The organism is Nocardia carnea (genome assembly GCF_029868325.1).
GTDB classification, from domain to species: domain Bacteria; phylum Actinomycetota; class Actinomycetes; order Mycobacteriales; family Mycobacteriaceae; genus Nocardia; species Nocardia carnea_C.
The window spans coordinates 1-18,401 of sequence record NZ_JARWNW010000311.1 but is presented as its reverse complement, the minus strand read 5'-3'; the positions used below and the strand labels follow the sequence as shown (position 1 = coordinate 18,401).

At 67.9% G+C, this 18,401-nt stretch carries 16 protein-coding genes; 12 read left to right on the top strand and 4 right to left on the bottom strand.

Annotated elements, in window-relative coordinates; translation table 11 throughout:
- Nucleotides 1-461: 461 nt before the first annotated feature.
- Together QH196_RS30470 and QH196_RS30465 are read left to right on the top strand one after the other, a co-directional pair.
- On the top strand, nt 462-1,562 hold the full coding sequence (locus tag QH196_RS30470; RefSeq protein WP_348538122.1) for an acyltransferase: 1,101 nt from the start codon (nt 462-464) through the stop codon (nt 1,560-1,562).
- A 196-nt stretch (nt 1,563-1,758) separates the two neighbouring features.
- A complete protein-coding gene (locus QH196_RS30465) occupies nt 1,759-3,210 on the top strand; it encodes an MFS transporter (protein WP_280419303.1) in 1,452 nt (483 codons plus the stop codon).
- A gap of 64 nt (nt 3,211-3,274) precedes the next feature.
- Here QH196_RS30465 and QH196_RS30460 read toward each other — a convergent pair whose 3' ends face one another.
- Together QH196_RS30460 and QH196_RS30455 are read right to left on the bottom strand one after the other, a co-directional pair.
- Nucleotides 3,275-4,483: a CaiB/BaiF CoA transferase family protein gene (locus QH196_RS30460; RefSeq protein ID WP_280419302.1), complete on the bottom strand. Its 1,209-nt coding sequence runs from the start codon at nt 4,481-4,483 to the stop codon at nt 3,275-3,277.
- Nucleotides 4,480-5,949, bottom strand: coding sequence for an aldehyde dehydrogenase family protein (locus QH196_RS30455; RefSeq protein ID WP_280419301.1), 1,470 nt, complete (start codon nt 5,947-5,949; stop codon nt 4,480-4,482). Before QH196_RS30455 ends, QH196_RS30460 begins: the two co-directional genes overlap by 4 nt.
- A 231-nt stretch (nt 5,950-6,180) precedes the next feature.
- Here QH196_RS30455 and QH196_RS30450 point away from each other — a divergent pair, with 231 nt between their 5' ends.
- From QH196_RS30450 to QH196_RS30415, 8 genes are all read left to right on the top strand, one after another.
- On the top strand, nt 6,181-6,888 hold the full coding sequence (locus tag QH196_RS30450; RefSeq protein WP_280419300.1) for an SDR family NAD(P)-dependent oxidoreductase: 708 nt from the start codon (nt 6,181-6,183) through the stop codon (nt 6,886-6,888).
- 48 nt (nt 6,889-6,936) lie between these two features.
- Nucleotides 6,937-7,131, top strand: coding sequence for a ferredoxin (locus tag QH196_RS30445; RefSeq protein ID WP_033245846.1), 195 nt, complete (start codon nt 6,937-6,939; stop codon nt 7,129-7,131).
- Between the two features lie 25 nt (nt 7,132-7,156).
- Nucleotides 7,157-8,509, top strand: a complete 1,353-nt coding sequence (locus QH196_RS30440) for a cytochrome P450 (RefSeq protein WP_280419299.1) — start codon at nt 7,157-7,159, stop codon at nt 8,507-8,509.
- Nucleotides 8,510-8,636: 127 nt separating this feature from the next.
- A complete protein-coding gene (locus QH196_RS30435; protein WP_280419298.1) occupies nt 8,637-10,322 on the top strand; it encodes a thiolase C-terminal domain-containing protein in 1,686 nt (561 codons plus the stop codon).
- A 349-nt stretch (nt 10,323-10,671) separates the two neighbouring features.
- Complete coding sequence (locus QH196_RS30430) at nt 10,672-11,640, top strand: alpha/beta hydrolase (protein ID WP_280419297.1); 969 nt, start codon at nt 10,672-10,674, stop codon at nt 11,638-11,640.
- Between the two features lie 3 nt (nt 11,641-11,643).
- The gene (locus tag QH196_RS30425) at nt 11,644-12,165 is read left to right on the top strand and encodes a DoxX family protein (RefSeq protein ID WP_280419296.1); all 522 of its coding nucleotides are present in this window, start codon (nt 11,644-11,646) and stop codon (nt 12,163-12,165) included.
- Between the two features lie 20 nt (nt 12,166-12,185).
- Nucleotides 12,186-13,025 (top strand): NAD(P)-dependent oxidoreductase, encoded by an 840-nt coding sequence (locus QH196_RS30420; RefSeq protein ID WP_280419295.1) that lies wholly within the window; start codon nt 12,186-12,188, stop codon nt 13,023-13,025.
- Nucleotides 13,026-13,126: 101 nt separating this feature from the next.
- The gene (locus tag QH196_RS30415; protein ID WP_280419294.1) at nt 13,127-13,915 is read left to right on the top strand and encodes an NAD(P)-dependent oxidoreductase; all 789 of its coding nucleotides are present in this window, start codon (nt 13,127-13,129) and stop codon (nt 13,913-13,915) included.
- A gap of 78 nt (nt 13,916-13,993) precedes the next feature.
- Here the strand turns inward: QH196_RS30415 and QH196_RS30410 are convergent, their stop codons facing one another.
- The gene (locus tag QH196_RS30410) at nt 13,994-14,773 is read right to left on the bottom strand and encodes an NAD(P)H-dependent oxidoreductase (protein WP_280419293.1); all 780 of its coding nucleotides are present in this window, start codon (nt 14,771-14,773) and stop codon (nt 13,994-13,996) included.
- Nucleotides 14,774-14,911: 138 nt separating this feature from the next.
- On the opposite strand from QH196_RS30410, the gene QH196_RS30405 reads away from it, so the two are divergent.
- Nucleotides 14,912-15,757, top strand: coding sequence for a helix-turn-helix transcriptional regulator (locus QH196_RS30405; RefSeq protein WP_280419292.1), 846 nt, complete (start codon nt 14,912-14,914; stop codon nt 15,755-15,757).
- 364 nt (nt 15,758-16,121) lie between these two features.
- Here the strand turns inward: QH196_RS30405 and QH196_RS30400 are convergent, their stop codons facing one another.
- On the bottom strand, nt 16,122-16,727 hold the full coding sequence (locus QH196_RS30400; protein ID WP_280419291.1) for a TIGR03086 family metal-binding protein: 606 nt from the start codon (nt 16,725-16,727) through the stop codon (nt 16,122-16,124).
- 129 nt (nt 16,728-16,856) lie between these two features.
- Between QH196_RS30400 and QH196_RS30395 the strand changes: the two genes are divergently transcribed.
- A complete protein-coding gene (locus QH196_RS30395) occupies nt 16,857-17,315 on the top strand; it encodes a MarR family winged helix-turn-helix transcriptional regulator (RefSeq protein ID WP_280419290.1) in 459 nt (152 codons plus the stop codon).
- Nucleotides 17,316-18,401: the final 1,086 nt, after the last annotated feature.

Here is an 18,401-nt window from a genome sequence, read left to right as displayed (position 1 = left end):
CCCCTGCCTCGGATGCAGCCGGGCCCTGCCGTCCGCCGGCCGTGCGCCCTCCCTGTTCACCTGTTCTCCACTGTATCGAACACCGATAACGGGCCCGGACCCCCGCGGTGGCCGCCGGCCCCGCCGCTGCCCTACAGTGCCTCCGCAGGAGGTGTCGACGGCGATCCCGTGAGCCACTCTCTCTCCGCCGCGAAACACAACAGGGATGCCCTTCACCGACGGGCACGGCCCCCCGGTCGCGTGCGGCTCCGCCCGGGGCGAGCGGCCCGACGGGCACCATGGAACTCGACGGCCGCAGGGCGGACCGGGTTTGTCGGTGGGTACACCGATGCGGTAGACAGGTCGCGTTTCATAAGCATGGGTAAGGGTTTTTCGTGGTCGACACGCTGGCAAGGACGGACGCACACACAACGCAGGCACCGCCACCGACAACCCGCCCGTACAATCACACCGCCGATTTCATGCGGGTCGCCCTGTTCACCCTGGTCGTCGCCACCCACACGCACGGCACCACTCCCGATGTCGCCGGCGGCAGCGGAGTGATGGCCACTGTGGGGCACACCACTCGGTACGGGTTCGTCGCGATCACCGTTTTCGTCCTCTTCCTGGGCTATTCCGGTCGCAAGGTATCCCCCGGCGCCTTCTGGCGGCGACGCTTCGGTCAGGTCGTTCTGCCGTATCTGGTGTGGTCGGTGCTCTACACGGTGTTCCTGGTCTGGTGGGACGATTCCACCCCGATGCCCGGCGCCGGGGAACTGGCCCGGGATTCGGTGGGCAGCATCCTCACCGGCGACGGCCGGTATCACCTGTACTTCCTGCTCATCTCCATGCAGATCTATCTACTGTTCCCAGTACTCCAATGGCTGGTCCACCGCACCGCGGGTCATCACCTGGAATTGCTCGCCGCCGCCGTCACACTGCAACTGGGCATATTCATGTTCTTCGACTGGCCCGGCGCGACCGCGGTGCTCGGCTGGAGTCCCCAGGTGCACCTGTGGAAGGCCTTCCCGATGTACGCGCTGTTCGCGGTGATCGGCGCCTTGCTCGCGGTGCATTTCGAGCGGGTCGATGCCTGGATCCGCGCGAATCTGCCCGTCGTCGTCGGCGTGGCCGTGCTCGGTTGTGCGTACGGCCTGGTGGGGCATCTGCGGGATGCGGACGCCGGTATCGACTCCACGCGCCACTCCTCGCCGTGGAACCCGCAGTTCCTGCCGCTGTTCGTCGGAGCCCTGGTGCTGCTGTATCTCGTGGGTATGGCCTGGAACGATCGCCGCGGCAGCGGCGACGGTCCGGTCGCACGGATCGTCAGCTATGGCGCACTGCGCGCGTTCGGCGTTTTCGCCGTGCATCCGATGATGATCGACGTGGTGTACCGGGTACTGCCGGTGGATCGGATGCTCGATCCCGTTCCGCACCTCCGCTCGGCGGTCCTCACAGTCATAGTGCTGGCCGCCAGCCTCCTGGTGGTCGAGGTCGCCCTGCGCACACCGCTGAGCAACGCGCTCGTCGCCCGGCCGCGGCAGCCACTGCGCCGCCGGAAAACCGTTCCGCAGGCAGCCTAGGGCCGGCCCGGCCACTCGCCTCGCCGCTGCTCGCGTGCTTTCCTCGTGCCCCGGCGGTTGGTCGAGCCGGCCGGGCACCGGCGGCCGTAATCCGGGCCGGCGACTCCCCCGCCGGTGCCGGTTCGCCGGTGGTCTCGCGGGCCCTACGCCGGGTGTCGAACGCGCCGAACCCGCGTGAGCACCTATCTTCACTCAGGTGAGTACCGCTGAGCTGCCGCGGCTCCGGTCGGCCTCCGGCCGGTGGATCGTGCTGGCCACAGTTCTCGGTTCGTCGGTGGCGTCGCTCGACGCTACGGTCGTCAATATCGCCCTGCCCCGCATCGGCGAGGCACTGGCAACCGATGTCGCCGGGCTCCAGTGGACACTGAACGGCTACACCCTGACGCTGGCCTCGTTCATTCTGCTCGGCGGTTCCTTCGGCGACCGGTTCGGCCGGCGCAAGGTGTTCGTGGCCGGCGCCATAGGTTTCGCCCTGACGTCCCTGCTGTGCGGTGCTGCGGTGAGTGTCGAGATGCTGGTGGCCGCCCGAGTGCTGCAGGGCGTGGCCGGCGCAATGCTCACACCGGGAAGTCTCGCGTTGATCTCCGCGTCCATCGATGACCGCGATCGGGGCGCGGCGATCGGGCTGTGGTCGGGGTTCGGCGGGGTGGCGGGCGCGCTCGGGCCTTTCCTCGGTGGCTGGCTGATCGACGCGGCGGGCTGGCGGTCGATCTTCTTCATCAACGTGCCACTGGTACTGGTGGTGGTTCTGGTCTCCCGGCGGCATGTGCCGGAAAGCCGGGACCCGGAGGCAGCGCCCCGGCTCGATATCCCCGGCGCGCTGGTGATCGCGGTCGCGCTCGGCGCGCTGACCCTCGGGCTGATCGATACTGTCCCGCTGCTGGTGGGCGCGGGCGCGCTGCTGCTGGCGGTGTTCGTGCTGATCGAGGTGCGCAGCGACCACCCGCTCGTCCCGCCCTCGTTGTTCGCCTCTCGTGTCTTCACCGCGGCCAACCTCGTCACGCTGGCGGTCTATGCCGCGCTCGGTGGGGTGTTTTTCCTGCTGGTTCTCCAGCTTCAACTGGTGGCCGGATACTCACCGCTGCTGTCGGGCGCCGCGACCGTTCCGGTAACCCTCCTGATGCTGCTGCTCTCGGCCCCGGCCGGCCGTTGGGCCCAGCGGCACGGACCTCGCCTGCCCATGACACTCGGACCGCTCATCGCGGCAACCGGACTGGTGTTGCTGCTGCGGATCGGCCCGGACGCGGCCTACGTGGTGGATGTGCTGCCCGGAGTGCTGGTCTTCGGACTGGGACTCTCGGTGCTGGTCTCGCCGCTGACCGGGGCCGTACTGGGGGCGGTATCGACGGCCGAGGCGGGTATCGCCTCCGGCGTGAACAATGCGGTCGCCCGGACGGCGCAGCTGGTCGCCGTGGCGGCATTACCCGGTCTCGCCGGTATCTCCGGTGCGCTGGACGACCCCGCGGCCTTCGATTCGGGCTTCGCGGTCGCCATGTGGATCTGCGCCGGATTACTGCTCACCGGGGCGCTCTCGGCCGCGGTGCTGCTGCGCCCACCCCGGCGCGCACCCACCCTCGACTCCGTCGACTGCCTACCGCAATGCGCGATCAGCGGCCCCGCACTGGCGCCGGAACGCGCCCCGGACTGATCCGGGCGGGCCGACGTGGTGCCGAGTTCGCGCCCGGCACCACGTCATCGTACGGTGGCCCGGATCAGGCCACGGCTCCGCTGGTCTTCAACTCGATGATGCGATCCCAGTCCCAGCCGAGTTCGAGCAGGACCTCTTCGGTCTGGGCGGCGAACTCCGGGCCGGGCCGCAGTTCCGGTGCGGTGACATCGAACTGCACCGGACTCGAGACCAGCGCCAATTCTCCAGCGGGAAGGATGTATTCGTTGGAGCGGATCTGGTGGTCGTCGGCAACCTGACGGGAATCCTGCACCGGCGCCCACGGACCTTTGAGTGTCGCGAACTTCTTCGTCCATTCCGCGAGGGTCCGCTCAGCGATCGCCTCGCGCAGGATCTCCACCCCGGCATCGGTGTTCGCCGCGATCGAGGCCGCATCGGCGAAACGGGGATCCTCGGCCATATCGGGGCGATCGATATGGTGACAGACGTCGGCCCAGAACTTGCCCGGTTGCAGCATGACGAACGACAGGTAGCGATCGTCGGCCGTTTTGTACAGGCCGGACAGCGGATTCGCCATCGCGCCGTGCGTTCCGGGCGGCGGGGCGATCATCGGCTCGTCCTGATAGACCGACAGTGCCACAGTGTGACCGAGGGACCACAGACCGCTACCCAGCAACGAGACGTCCACGATCGACGGTTCCCCGGTGCGTTCCCGTTTCAGCAGCGCCGCCGCGATACCGCCCGCCAGATTGGTGCCGGAGATGGTGTCGCCGAAGGCGGGACCCGGCGGCGAAATCATCCCGTCGGTACCTTCCGGAGTGATGGTGGCGGCCACACCGCCCCGGCACCAGAAGGCCGTCATATCGTATCCGCCGCGATCGGATTCCACACCGCGCGGACCCAGCGCGCTCCCCCGGGCGTACACGATTTTCGGGTTCACGGCCCGGATATGGTCGACGTCGATACCGAATTTGGCCCGCGCCGACGGCAGGAAACTGGTGAGAAAAACATCTGCTTGCTTCGCCAGCTCATAGATCACCTCACGCCCGCCCTCGACCGACATATCGATGCCGATACTGCGTTTGCCGCGGTTGGCGTGCTCGATATTCGGGTTCGGGTCGCCCTCGACCTTGAACTTGCCGATCTGCCGCAGCCCGCGCTGCGGGTCGCCGGTGACCGCGTGCTCGACCTTGATCACGTTCGCGCCCCAGTCGGAGAGCACCGCGCCCGCCGACGGTACGAAGCCGTACATGGCGACCTCGAGGACCGTGATCCCCTCCAGCGGTTTGCTCACGAGGCCACCACCTCGGCGATTGTCTTACGCTCCATGAATTCCTCCATCCCGACGACGCCCATTTCGCGGCCGACACCGGACTGCTTGTAGCCACCGAACGGTGCGTCGGGGTGGAAGTAGTTGCCGCCGTTGATGCTGAAGGTTCCGGTGCGGATCCGCCGCGCCACCGACCGGGCGCGTTCGGCGTCGGCACCGAATACACCGCCGGACAGACCGTAGATCGAGTTGTTGGCGATCGCGACGGCGTGGTCGATATCGTCGTACGGAATCATTGCCAGCACCGGGCCGAACACTTCTTCCTGCGCGATCTCGCTGTCGGGGTCCACGTTCGCCAGCAGGGTCGGCTTGTAGAAGTAGCCCGGGTCCACCTTCTCGCCGCCGGCCACCAGGGTGGCACCGGCCGCGACCGCGCGTTCCACCAGGCCGTGCACCTTGTCGCGCTGGCGTTCGCTGATCAGCGGGCCCATATAGTTCTTCGGGTCGGCCGGATCGCCGTAGGTGATGTTCGCGAGGTTCGCGGCGACCAGTTCGGCGACCTTGTCGTGGTCGGCGCGCGGCACCAGCAGCCGGGTGGTGATGGCGCAGCCCTGGCCGGCGTGCGAGCAGATGCTGAACGCGGCGAACATGGCGCCCATGTTGTAGTCGGCGTCGTCGAGCAGGATCGCGGCGGATTTACCGCCGAGCTCGAGGAACACCTTCTTCAGGGTTGCGCTGGCGGCGGCCATGATCTTGCGGCCGACCGGGGTGGAACCGGTGAACGATACGACGTCCACATCGGGATGCGTGGTCATCCGTTCGCCGACGGCCACTTCGGAACTGGTGAGGATATTCACCACACCGGCCGGGATATCGGTGTGCTGCGCGATGAGTTCACCGAGCGCGAGGGTGATCAGCGGCGTATCGGGTGCACCCTTCAGTACCACCGTGCAGCCGGCAGCCAGCGACGGCGCGAGTTTCGCGAACGCCAGCTGGTAGGGGTAGTTGTAGGCGGCAATGGCCGCGACGACCCCGGCGCCTTCCTTCTCCACCCACCGCTGATGCTGGGCACCGCGGATCTCGACCGGCCCCAGGTCCTCGGTCCAGGTGTAGTCCTTCAGCAGTCCCGCGTAGTACTTGACGATCTCGAACGGGGTTTCGAGCTGGTTGCCCTTGGTGAGGATGTAGCTTGCGCCGACCTCCGCGATCATCAGGGCGCGCAGTTCCTCCACGTTGTCCTGCAGCGCCTGATAGAGCTGCTCCAGGCAGCGCGCTCGGAATACGTGATTCGTCGACCAGTCGGTGGTGTCGAACGCGCGGCGGGCGGCGGCGACAGCGGCGTCGACCTCGGCCACACCGGCTTCGGGCGCGTGGCCGACCACTTCACCGTTCGCGGGATTGAGCGAGGCCAGGGTGCGCCCGGCCTCGATCAGCTGCCCGTCGATGAGCAGCCGTTGGGTGGCAGTCACCGCCTCTTCCTGCGTTGACATCCCGCCTCCTCGAAGATTGTGGAAATAGCATTCTCGTTTCAGGAGAATAGTACATTTGGGAGCGGGTCCGTGCGGTCGATTCGATGAGCTGGAACTATCGGGCCCGCGACGGACCCACAGCCGGATTGCACGGATCGCTCGGATCTTGCGCAGCCGATCTTTACGAGAGTACGGTTCTCGTATTCGGAATGCATGTTCTTGCGCCGGTGGGCGCGAGGGAGGAGAGCAAGCGTGAAAACCGCAGTTGTCACCGGCGGCGCCTCGGGCATCGGACTGGCCATCGCGCAGCGGCTCCGCAGCGACGGCTTCCACGTGGCGGCCCTGGACCGCAATGCCTCCGCCGACGACGATTCCGCCTACCGGGCCGATGTCACCGACCCCGAAAGCCTCGCCGAAGCACTGGGCGCCATCCGCGAGAAACTGGGACCGGTCACCGTCCTGGTCAATGCCGCCGGCGTGGATGGATTCAAACGTTTCCAGAACATCGATTTCGCGGAATGGCAGCGGGTTATCGAAGTCAACCTGCACGGTGTCTTCCATACGATCCAAGCGGTGCTGCCGGATATGCTCGAAGCCGGGTGGGGGCGGATCGTGAACATCTCTTCCTCCAGCGCACATTCGGGGCAGCCGTTCATGACGCACTATGTCTCGTCGAAATCCGCGGTCAACGGGCTCACCAAATCGCTGGCGCTGGAACTCGGCCCGTCCGGGATCACCGTCAACGCGGTCCCACCGGGCTTCATCGACACCCCCATGCTGCGCGGCTCCGAGGAGCGCGGGCTGCTCGGCGGCAGCGTCGAGGACCATATTCAGCGCACCCCCGTGCGGCGTATCGGTAAACCCGAGGATATCGCCGCCACCTGCGCTTTCCTGATCTCCGAAGAGGCCGGCTACATCACCGGCCAGATCATCGGCGTCAACGGCGGACGAAACACCTGAATCAGCCCTGAAGAATCCGCCGACCGCACTCGAAGGGAAGTGACAACCGTGAAGGTCCATGTCGATCAGGAACGCTGCCAGGGGCATACCCTCTGCTCGATGATCGCCCCGAAAGCGTTCGAACTCAGCGAAATCGACGGCCACTCGTCACCGGTGGACGAAAATGTAGCCCACGATCAAGAGGATCAGGTGCGCGAAGCGGTGCACTCCTGCCCCGAGCGCGCCATCACGCTCACCGAATAGACCGAGCAAGACGAGGGGGCATCCGATGTCCGCCACCGAATCCACCGGCCGTCGCCGGCCCCATTTCCCTTACGACCGCTACGCACCCGGCTACCGGGAATCGTTCCAGGCGATCACCGAGCATATGCACCGGCACTGCCCGATCGCCTGGACCGACAACCACGACGGTTACTGGGTGGCGGCGGGCAACCGGGAAGTCTTCGAACTCGCCCGCTGCCCGTATGTCTCCAACGACCGCGATGTCGAGGGGGTGCGCCGCGGGTACCAGGGCATCACGATCCCGTCGGCCAACGAATCCGCCATCCGCAACGGCATCCTGGAGATGGACGATCCCGAACATCGCGAATTACGTTCGGTGCTCAATCCCTATCTCTCCCCCGCCGCCGTACAGCGCTGGATCCCGTTCGTCGACGAACTCGTACGGGCCGCTCTCGACGAGAAGATCGCCACCGGGCGTATCGATTTCGTCGACGATCTCGCCAATATCGTCCCCGCGGTCCTGACCCTGGCGATGCTGGGCATACCACTGCGCAACTGGGCGGTCTACAGCGAGCCCGCCCATGCCACGGTCTACACCCCGCCGGACTCCCCGGAGTACGAGCGGGTGCACCGGTTGCACCAGGAAATGGGCCTGGATATGTACACCAACCTGGTCGAGATCCGGGAGCACCCGCGGCCGGGTCTGGTCCACGCGCTGGCCACCGAGGCGACACTCGGCGGCGAACCGCTCTCCGATATCGAGATCCTGGGCATGCTCGGGCTGCTGATCGGGGGCGGTTTCGACACGACCACCGCACTCACCGCGCATTCGCTGGAATGGTTGTCCGACCATCCCGCCGAACGCGAAACTCTGAGCCGGGAACGCGACGAATTGCTCGATTCGGCGACCGAGGAGTTCCTGCGCTACTTCACCCCCGCACCGGGCGACGGCCGGACCCTCAACACCGATATCGAACTGGCCGGTGCCCGGTTCGCCGAAGGGGACCGGCTGTGGCTGTCCTGGGCGATGGCCAACCGCGACCCGGCGGTATTCGACCGGCCCGAGACCGTCGTCCTGGACCGGAAGGGCAATCGGCACTTCAGTTTCGGACTCGGTATCCACCGTTGTATCGGATCGAATGTGGCCCGCGCGGTGTACAAGCGGATGCTGCTGGCGGTGCTGGACCGGATACCGGATTTCCGCTGCATCCCGGAGGAAACCGTGCACTACGAGACGATCGCGGTCATTCAGGGCATGCGTCATCTTCCGGCCACGTTCACTCCGGGCGAGCCGCTCGGTCCGGGGCTGGCGGAAACCCTGGAGAAGTTGCAGACGGTCTGCGATGAACAGCGACTCGCCGAACCCGTCACCGTCCGGAAGGACGCCGCCCAGATCTGACACCGAGGGCACCACAACGGATTCTTCGTGACCGCGGCGGGTGGCAGCCGGCCACCCGCCGCGGTCACGGCACAACGAGGAGATCACCGGCCGGAAGCGCCGCGCACCGGTCATACGAGGAGGCGATATGGCATCGACGAACGGTGACGATCCGGCACCACGTTCGGGGCGGCCGCTCCCGCTGCTGTCCCTGGACACCGAGTTCTTCTGGACCTCCGGCGCCGACGGGCAGCTGCGGATCCAGGAGTGCCGGGCGTGTTCGGCGCTGATCCACCCGCCTCAGCCGATCTGCCGGTACTGCCGGGGTCGCGAACTCGCCCCGCGCGTGGTTTCGGGTACGGCGACACTTGCTTCCTTCACGGTCAACCATCGGTTTGCCACACCGGGCCTGCCGCCCTCGTATGTGGTGGCGACGGTGGCGCTCGCCGACGACCCCCGGGTCCGGCTCACCACCAATATCGTCGAATGCGATCCGGATGAACTGCACCTCGGTATGCGGCTCGAGGTGGTCTTCCAGCAGGACGACGACGTCTGGCTACCGCTGTTCCGGCCGGCCGCGCATCAACCGGAACCGGCGCCGCTGCCGGTCGACGAGATCGCACCGGCCGATTTCGGTCAGCGGGTGACCCCGATGCTGCGCCGCGACAAGTTCGAGGACAGTGTCGTTCTCACCGGAATCGGGATGTCGGATATCGGGCGGCGGCTGATGCGGCCACCGCTCGAGCTCACCGTCGACGCCTGCGAGCGGGCGGTCGCCGATGCCGGACTGACCCTCGACGATATCGACGGCCTGTCCTCGTATCCGGGCGGCGGCAACCTGGGCGGTTTCGGGGAGGGCGGGGTCACCGCGCTGGAATCGGCGCTGGGGATCCGGCCCACCTGGCACAACGGCGGGATCGAAACCTTCGGGCCCGGTGGTTCGGTGATCGCGGCCATGCTCGCCGTGCACGCCGGGCTGGCCACCCACGTGCTGTGCTATCGCACGGTATGGGAGGCCACCTTCAACGAGCTGATGAAACGCGGCACCATCCCGGTGTCCGGCGGCGGCCGCACCTCCAGCTGGATGCATCCCTTCGGATCCACCTCCGCCGCGCATACGCTGGCGCAGAAGGCACAGCGGCATTTCCACGAGTACGGCACCACCCGCGAGACATTGGGCTGGGTCGCGTTGAACCAGCGGGCGAACGCCGCACTGAATCCGAGCGCCGTCTACCGCGAGCCGATGACCATGGACGACTATCTCGATGCCCGGCCGATCACCACGCCGTTCGGTCTCTACGACTGCGATGTGCCGTGCGACGGTGCGGTCGCGGTGATCGTCTCGGCCCGCGACGCCGCCGCGGACCTGCCGGTACCCGGAATCGAGGTCGAGGCCGTGGGCACCCAGATCATCGAGCGGATCGAATGGGATCAGAGCACCCTCACGCACGAACCGCAGGTACTCGGCCCGGCCGCGCACCTGTGGACCCGCACCGATCTGCGGCCCGACGATGTCGATGTGGCCGAACTGTACGACGGGTTCACCATCAACTGCGTGTCCTGGATCGAGGCACTGGGATTCTGCAAAATCGGCGAGGCCAAGGATTTCCTGGACGGCGGGAAGAACATCGCCCGCGACGGGATCCTGCCGCTGAACACCCACGGCGGGCAGCTGTCACACGGCCGCACCCACGGGATGGGACTGCTGCACGAGGCGATCGTGCAGTTGCGCGGGACCGCCGGGGAGCGCCAGGTCCGGGATGCGCGGGTCGCGGTGGTATCCAGCGGCGGGCTGACTCCGGGCGGGGCCATGTTATTGCGGAGCGCCTCGTGATGAGCGCATCGGCACGGACCGCCTTTGCCCCCGGACCAGCACCGGTTGGACCTCGGGCATTGCGAATTCCCCGCGCACCACGTCGTCTTCGGGCAGCAGCACCGGTATCGAGTGCAGTCGCCCCGGTGAACAAACCTCGAGAGATCACGCCGCCGGCGTCCCCGCGGAGGTCGGTCCCGGACGGCCGCTGTGCAGACCTGTTCGGGAATATGCCGGTTTTCCGGACGCGCGGCGAGTTGATCCGCGCAGCACACGAAACCCGATCCGAAACCGTCCGGGCGCCGGTGCCCGCACCCATTCGGAAGGTATGTGCGCGGAGTTGCCGGGAAATCGCGGTGGCGGGCGACGAATGACCCTCACCGATTCGGATCTCGTCGCGGCCGATTCCACGGGACCGCTGCCTGTCGTCGCGGAAGTACGGGATGTCCACGGGATTCCGGTGTCCGGGCTGCTGGCCGAAGCGCCCGCGCCGCGGGCGGTGGTGGTCGCCGTGCACGGAGGTGCGGTCGACTCCCGGTATTTCGACTGCCCAGGACATCCGGAGTTCTCGCTGCTGCGCACCGGGCAGCGTCTCGGGTACACCATGCTCGCGCTGGACCGGCCAGGGTTCCGGAGCTCGGGCCCCTATGCCGACCGGCTGGCGGATCCGCGCCGGCGGGTGGATCTGATGTACGGCGCGATCGATACGCTGCTCGACGGATTACCGCGTGGCGCGGGGGTTTTCCTGCTCGCGCATTCGGCGGGGTGCGAGCTGGCCGTCCGGATGGCGGCGGCCGACCGTGGCGCGGGCCTGCTGGGGCTGGAGCTGGCCGGGACCGGGCGACAGCACCAGCCGGTGGCCCATGAACTGCTCTGGGGTGCGCGCCGGGAACCGGGTAAGCGACCGCCAGGAGTGGGGAAGCTGATCTGGAGTCCTTCGCGGCTCTACGCCCCGGACGTCCTCGGCGGGGGTAGCGTGTCCGCACGTGGATCGGCCCTCGAAGTGAAGGCCCTCAACGAGTGGGCCGCCCGGGAATTCCTCGGGCTCGCACCGGATATCCGTATCCCGGTGCGCTATACCCTCGGCGAACACGAACGCGTATGGCGTAATGATCCGGAGGAAATGACCGCGGTGGGGTCCTTGTTCACCGCCGCCGGCCGGGTGGTGGTGAACCGGCAGCCGAATACCGGGCACAACATAAGCCTCGGCCATACGGCACCGGCCTACCATCTGTCCGTGCTCGCTTTCGCCGAGGAATGCCTCCTCGCCCGGCAGGCCGGCGAATTCTCCGGGCCCACCCTGCAATTCGACGGCGGCGCCGCGGCGCCGGAAAGGTAACCGATGGACGTCACCGATATCGCATTGTTGCTGCTACGGCTGGTCGTGGGGGCGACCATGATCGCGCACGGGGTCAATCACTGGATCGGGGGCGGCAAGATCGCCGGTACCGCGCGCTGGTTCAGCAGCCTCGGGCTGCGCAACGGTGTACTGCAAGCGTGGCTGAGCGTCATCACCGAAATCGGGGCCGGTGTGCTGCTGATCCTCGGACTGCTCACCCCGCTGGCCGCCGCGGCGGTGATCTCGGTGATGCTGGTGGCCGCCCTGCTGGCGCACCGGAAGAACGGATTCTTCGTGATGCGCGACGGCTACGAATACGTGCTGGTGCTCGCGGTGGTCTGCGTGGTGATGGGCATTCTGGGCCCGGGGTGGCTGTCGGTGGATCATGCCGCCGGTATCGAGATCACCGGCTGGGCCGGTGGGCTGATCGCACTCCTCGTCGGCGTGCTCGGGACCGCCGCGCTACTGGCCGTGTTCTGGCGGCCGAACGCCGGACAACCGGATTCGGCGAGCGCCGATTCCTGAACGCGCGAAGGGAGAATCGTATGCGCGTCGGATTCATCGGACTGGGGAGCCAGGGCGGGCCGATGGCCCGCCGGATCGTCGAAGGCGGCTACCCGACCACGCTGTGGGCGCGCCGGGCGGTATCGGTCGAACCGTATGCCGATACCGCGGCGAAGGTCGCCGAAAGCCCGGCCGCGCTGGCCGCAGACAGCGATCTGGTGTGCCTGTGCGTCGTCGGTGACGCGGATGTGCGGGAAGTTCTGGAGCGCGAGGACGGTATCTTCGCCGGATTCGCCGCCTCGGCGGCCGGACGTACCGAGCGGCCCGTGATCGCCATCCACAGCACCGTCCATCCCGACACCTGCCGCGCTCTCGCCGAAAACGCTGCCGAGCAGGGTATTTCTCTGATCGACGCGCCGGTGAGTGGTGGCGCGCCGGCGGTCGAGGCGGGGCGATTGCTGGTGATGGCCGGTGGGGACGCCGAAACCCTGCAACGCTGCCTGCCGGTGTTCGGCACCTACGCGAATCCGGTGGTACACCTCGGTGATATCGGCGCCGGCCAGACCACCAAACTGCTGAACAACCTGCTCTTCACCGCGCATATGGCCACCGCCGTGAGCACCCTGGAACTCGGCGAACAGCTGGGGGTGAGCCCGCAGCGGCTCGGCGAGGTGATCGGCAACGGCAGCGGGAACAGTTTCGCGCTGGGCCGGATCCTGGCCGGCGGTGGATCACTGGATCAGATCGCGGCCCATGCCGGGGACCTGCTGCGCAAGGATGTCCGGTTGATCAGCGAACTCGCCGAGGCCGCCGGTATCACGCCCGGCGCGGTACTCGATACCGCCGACGCGACCCTTGGCCTCATGGGCAAACCGCGCTGAACCGTCGTTCCGGATGGCCACGATTGCCTGCGCGGCGGGGTGGTCCGAGGGCCGCTCGGGCGCCGGGAAGATCCGGCGCCCACGATCGAAGGAGAAACCGAGTGCGTATCGGATTCGTCGGCGCCGGCCGGATGGGCGTCCCCATGATCCGGCGCCTCGTGGCCGCCGGGCACAGTGTGCGCGCGGTCGGCCGCAACCCCGCCGGCCGCGAGGCGATCACCGCCGCCGGCGCGACCACCGTCGGCTCGGCGGCCGAGGCGGGTGAGAACGCGGAGGCCGTGGTGATCTGTGTTTTCACCGACGACCAGGTACGCGAGGTCTGCCTCGGCAGCGGTCTGCTCGACACCATGCCGCGCGATTCGGTACTGATCCTGCACACCACCGGCAGCCCCGATACCGCGACCGCGATCGCTGCGGCCGGCGGCCGGGTGGTCGACGCGCCGGTCAGCGGCGGCCCGCACAATATCGCCGACGGTGCGCTCACCGTTTTCCTCGGTGGCGAACCGGAAGCGGTCGAGCGGGCCCGCCCCGTGCTGTCGGCCTACGCCGATCCGGTGCTGGCGGTCGGTGCGCTCGGCAACGGCCAGCGGGTCAAACTCGTGAACAACGCGCTGTTCGCGGCCCAGATCGGCCTGGTCACCGAGGCCGTCCGGTTCGCCGGGCAGCTGGGTCTCGCCGAATCGGAAGTGCTTGCGGCACTCCCCCACGCGAGTAGTTCCAGCCGGGCTGTCCTCAGCGTTGCCGCCAAGGGGTCGGTCGCGGCATTCTCCGAATCGGTCGGCGATTTCCTCCGCAAGGATGTCGCGGTGGCCCGCGACCTCGCCGACCGCCTCGGCAGTGACCTCGGCCTTCTCGACCCCGCCATCCGCGCCGCCGTCGGGCCGGCCTGATCCGGCTCGCTCGGCCGTCCCCGGTGAAAGGCAGCGCCGGCGAGGGCATCGCTTACCTGGTCTCCGCCTCGACCACGATCAGCCACGTACATGCAAACCGAAGCCGGTGCGACCCGCGGGTTCGAGTCCCTTTCTCAGTTGCAGCGAGGGCATCTCGTAGTCACCGTAGTTCTGCCGCCGGAACGGGATCGGCTCGGTGGAGTCCAGGGTGAGCAGGCGCTGCTCCCACGCCTTGGCCACGTCGCGGTAGTCGGCCGCGGTCATCCGGTCGGCGCCGTACGAGACGAACGGCGGGAGCACCTCGATACCCGGGTAGTAGAGGATGCCGTGGTGGATGGGGAACAGCAGATCCTCGATCGGGCCGTTGACCCCGCGGGCGGAGTAGTGCGATTCCTGGCCGCCGATGGTCACCGACAGCAGCGCCTTGCGGCCCGCGAGGGTGCCTTCGCCGTAGCGTTCGCCGTATTTGGTGTCGCTGTGCTCGCCGACGCCGTACGCGAAGTGCTGGGTGAATACGCGATCCACCCAGCCCTTGAGGATGGCGGGCATCGAGTACCACCACAGCGGGAACTGGAAGACGATCATCTCGGCCCACAGCAGTTTCTCCTGTTCGGCGCGGACGTCCGGGGTGAGGTCCCCGCTGTCGAAGGCCCGGCCCGAATCGCGCACGACTCGCAGCGGGGCCGAGGCGGCGGGGCCGTAGTCCGCGGCATCCACCACCGCCTTCCAGTCCATCGCGTACAGATCGCTCACCCGGACCTCGTGCCCCGCCTTTTCCAGCGTGCTCACCGCGAGGTCTCTGAGTGCGCCGTTGAGCGACTCCGGTTCGGGGTGGGCGTAGACGATCAGCGTCTTCATCGGAACTCCTTCGGATCGGATGTCTTCGATCCTGGGCTTCGCGGCGCCCGGCGGTCAGGGGCGTTTCTTCCACCGGACCGGGCTTCCTGGTAACGGCAGGGCCACCTTCGCCGGCTCCGGCGCGGCCATACTGGGGGTATGGACGATCTCGCGGGCTTCCTGCGGACCCGGCGGTCCCGGGTCGACCCGGCCGCCGTCGGCATCCCCACCGACAGGCCGCGCCGGGTCGAGGGGCTGCGCCGGGAAGAAGTGGCGCATCTGTCCGGTGTGAGCGTCGACTATTACGTGCGCCTGGAGCAGGGGCGCGCCACCCAGCCTTCCGAGCAGGTTCTCGATGCGCTCGCCCGCGTTCTCGGTCTCGACGACACCGAACGCGGCCATCTCTACCGGCTCGCCCGGCAGCGCCGCCGCCGCGCGAGGACGCCGGGCGGACAGGTCCGGCCGGAGGTGCTGCGAGTGCTGGACCTGGTCGCCGGCGCACCCGCGCTGATCATGAACCACCGCCTGGACGTGCTCGCCGGCAACCGCCTGGCCGGACTGCTCTACGGCCGGCCGATCCCCGGGCTCAACACCGCCCGGCACATCTTCCTGGAGGAAGCCGACCGCGGCCTGTACGCGGACTGGGAGACCTGCACCCTCGACGCGGTCGGGCACCTGCGCCTGGCCGCGGGGAAATACCCCGACGACCCACAGCTGGTCTCGCTCATCGGCGAACTCGCGATGGGCAGCGAACGTTTCCGCCGCCTCTGGGCCCGGGCCGATGTACGTGCCCGCACCCACGGGCGCAAGGCCTACCGGCATCCGCTGGTCGGACTCCTGGAACTGCACCAGGAGAACTTCGCCCTACCGGACGAATCGGGTCTGGAGCTGCTGGTCCTGTCCGCGGTCCCGGGCAGCCCCGCCGAGGATGGGCTGCGCCTGCTCGCCGGCCTCGATGCGGACAACAGCGCACGTTCCACGGAGACCGCTCCGGTGCGCGAGTAGTTCCCGCTCGGCCCGCGCGCACGCTCTCAGGACTTCGCGGCGGACCGCAACGGCAAACTCGGCTACGCCTGCTCGCCGACCTGGGCACAGAAGCAATGCCGCACATTCCACGGAGACCGCACCTGCGCGCGAGTAGATCCGTCGGCCGGCGAGCCCGCTCTCAGACCTTTGCAGCGGACGGTACGTCTTCGTGCGGAATGCCCGGATCGCGCAGACTGCAGAACAGCAACCCGCGAGCAACGGCACCACGATCAGCGGTACCACGCGATCTGCGATGAAATGGTCCCAGTGGGCTGATCGAGGGCCGGGCTCACCGCTGCGGCGACAAGCCGTTCAGCTCCCCCCGGGCGCCCATCTCCCCGGCTCAGTTCGATTCGGGCCATTTCGGGGAACGGCCGAGCATGCGCAGGATTCGGTCGAGCGCGGAACCGGTGCCCGGATCCGGGAGCGCGTGCGCGAACGGTGCTTCCGGGCTGTCACGCTCCGGTCCGTCGGGAATCTGCCCGACGATCCGCACCACCGGTTCGGCGCACGCCGGGTCGAGTTCGTAGTCCTGCCCGACAGCACGGGCGAGGTCCCAGCCGTGGACCACATAGTCGACCAGATGGAAGCCGATGGCCTGGTGCCCGGGCACGGTGACACCGGGACCGAATTCCGGCATGGCGAACAGGCGCTGCGGCACATCGTCCGGTGCAAAGGCGGCCAAGACCTCCTCGGCGGATTCGGCGTATTCCTCGCTCGTATGCGGCCCGGGCGGGCGCGGATGCCACAGGGCGAGATCGGCTCCGTCGCCACGTGCCGCGGCGGCGAAACCGCGATGCTGGGCGGCCATATGGGCCAGCAGTTCCCCGACGTTCCAGGCGGCGCAGGGGGTCGCGCGGCCGAGCAGGTCCGGGGTCACGAGTTCGGCTGTTTTCACGGTGGCGAGCACCGCGGTGCGGTCAGGCTCGCGAAGGTCTTCGATAGTCATATCCCAATAGTAAGCACCCGCATATCATCTGTCCATGCTTATTATTTTCAAGTGAACCACCGCCCCGACCTCACTCGTGCACAGATGCCGTTACGCGGTAGGGGCTCCCGGCCCCGGTAAATTCGACCCATGGGATCAACGGACCGTCCGGACCTGGCGGCAATGCTCGCTCCGCTGACCCGCACGCTGATCGCCATGGAACGCCCGGTCCTCGAGTCGTACGGCCTGACCATGTGGGCCTACAGCGTCCTGGTCGCCCTCAGTCGCGGACCGGCCCGGGGCCAGGGTGTACTCGCCCAGGAAATAGGCGCGGACAAAACCCGCATCATCGCTGTCCTCGACGACCTCCAGGACCGCGGCCTGCTGCATCGATACCCCGACCCGGCCGACCGGCGAGCCCGCTTACTGGAACTCACCGCCGAGGGCCACCGGATCGTCGCGCAGGCTCGAACCGAGATCCAGTCCCGCGAGGAACAGCTGGTGCTGCAACACCTCTCGCCCGCTGACCGCCAGGTATTCCTCAGTGCCCTGCACACCCTGGCGGACCTGCCCCGAAGCCTCGACGAGGATGGCTCGGCAGCGAACTGACCGAGCCCTCGCCGGTCCCGCAAACGCACAGCCCGGATGCCCTGTTCGAGGTGCCGGACGTCGGCGGTGACCGCCCGATTGGGGTTCCGGTAGTAACCGCCGAAAAACCACGGATACAGCGTAGCTGCTGGTCAGCGTCGACACTCGGCTCCCGGGCCCAGGATCGAGGTCAGCTCGCGCATCGCCTGTGGGGACGGTTTGAAGTAGCGGCGCAGGTTCTCGGCTTTGCGGTGCCGGGACTTGGCCATCAGTTCCAGCAGGCCGGCCCCGGATTCTCCGAGGTGGGTCAGGCCGGAATGGCGTAGTTCGTGAAGGTCCCAGCCGGTTCCGGGCCTGTCGATGGCGGTGGCTGGCGTCGAGTAGGTCGCGGGCCTGGTCGTAGGACAGCCGGGCGAGGCCGGTGTCGGGGCAGACGTCGCGGTCGGCGAGGTACTTGCCGGGTCCCGGTCGGCGGTGGGTCACGAACACGGGGCCGCGGGTGCGGTCGCGGATGAGCCGGGGAAGCAGGCGGGCGGTGCCGGCGTCCCAGTACACGTTTTCGGGGACGTGTTCGTGGTGGGTGGCGCCGCGTCGGCGGATGCGGGGTTTGGCGCCCTTGGACTTCACCGCCGCGGTGCGGCCGGCGAGGTCGAGGTCTTCGATGTCGACCTGGAGCAGTTCTTCCTCCACCTGCGCGAGAAGACGCTGTGGCGGATGCTGTACGAAACCTGCGCCCGCGCCCAGACCATTATCCGGGGTCTCACTACTATCGTTGCGCGGTCACAGCCAGACGCGTACCGCCGTTCGCCGCAGTCACTGATGCCCACGCCACCGGATGACAGGTCGGCCAGAGTCTTTCGGGGCCCGCGCCATGAGCAATGCCGTCCTGCCTACCGGTGCCACCCACCCCCCCGGGGGGGGCGCCCGAAAAGGTAGACCGGGAGCCCCCAGAAGCCCGGCCGAAATTAAATAAATACTCGGGCGCGTCCTGCCCTCCCCCGTGCACCACAACGGGCCCCCCCCCCGGCCGGTGGGCGGGCACCGGTAGGCAGGACGGCATTGCTCATGGCGCGGGCCCCGAAAGACTCTGGCCGACCTGTCATCCGG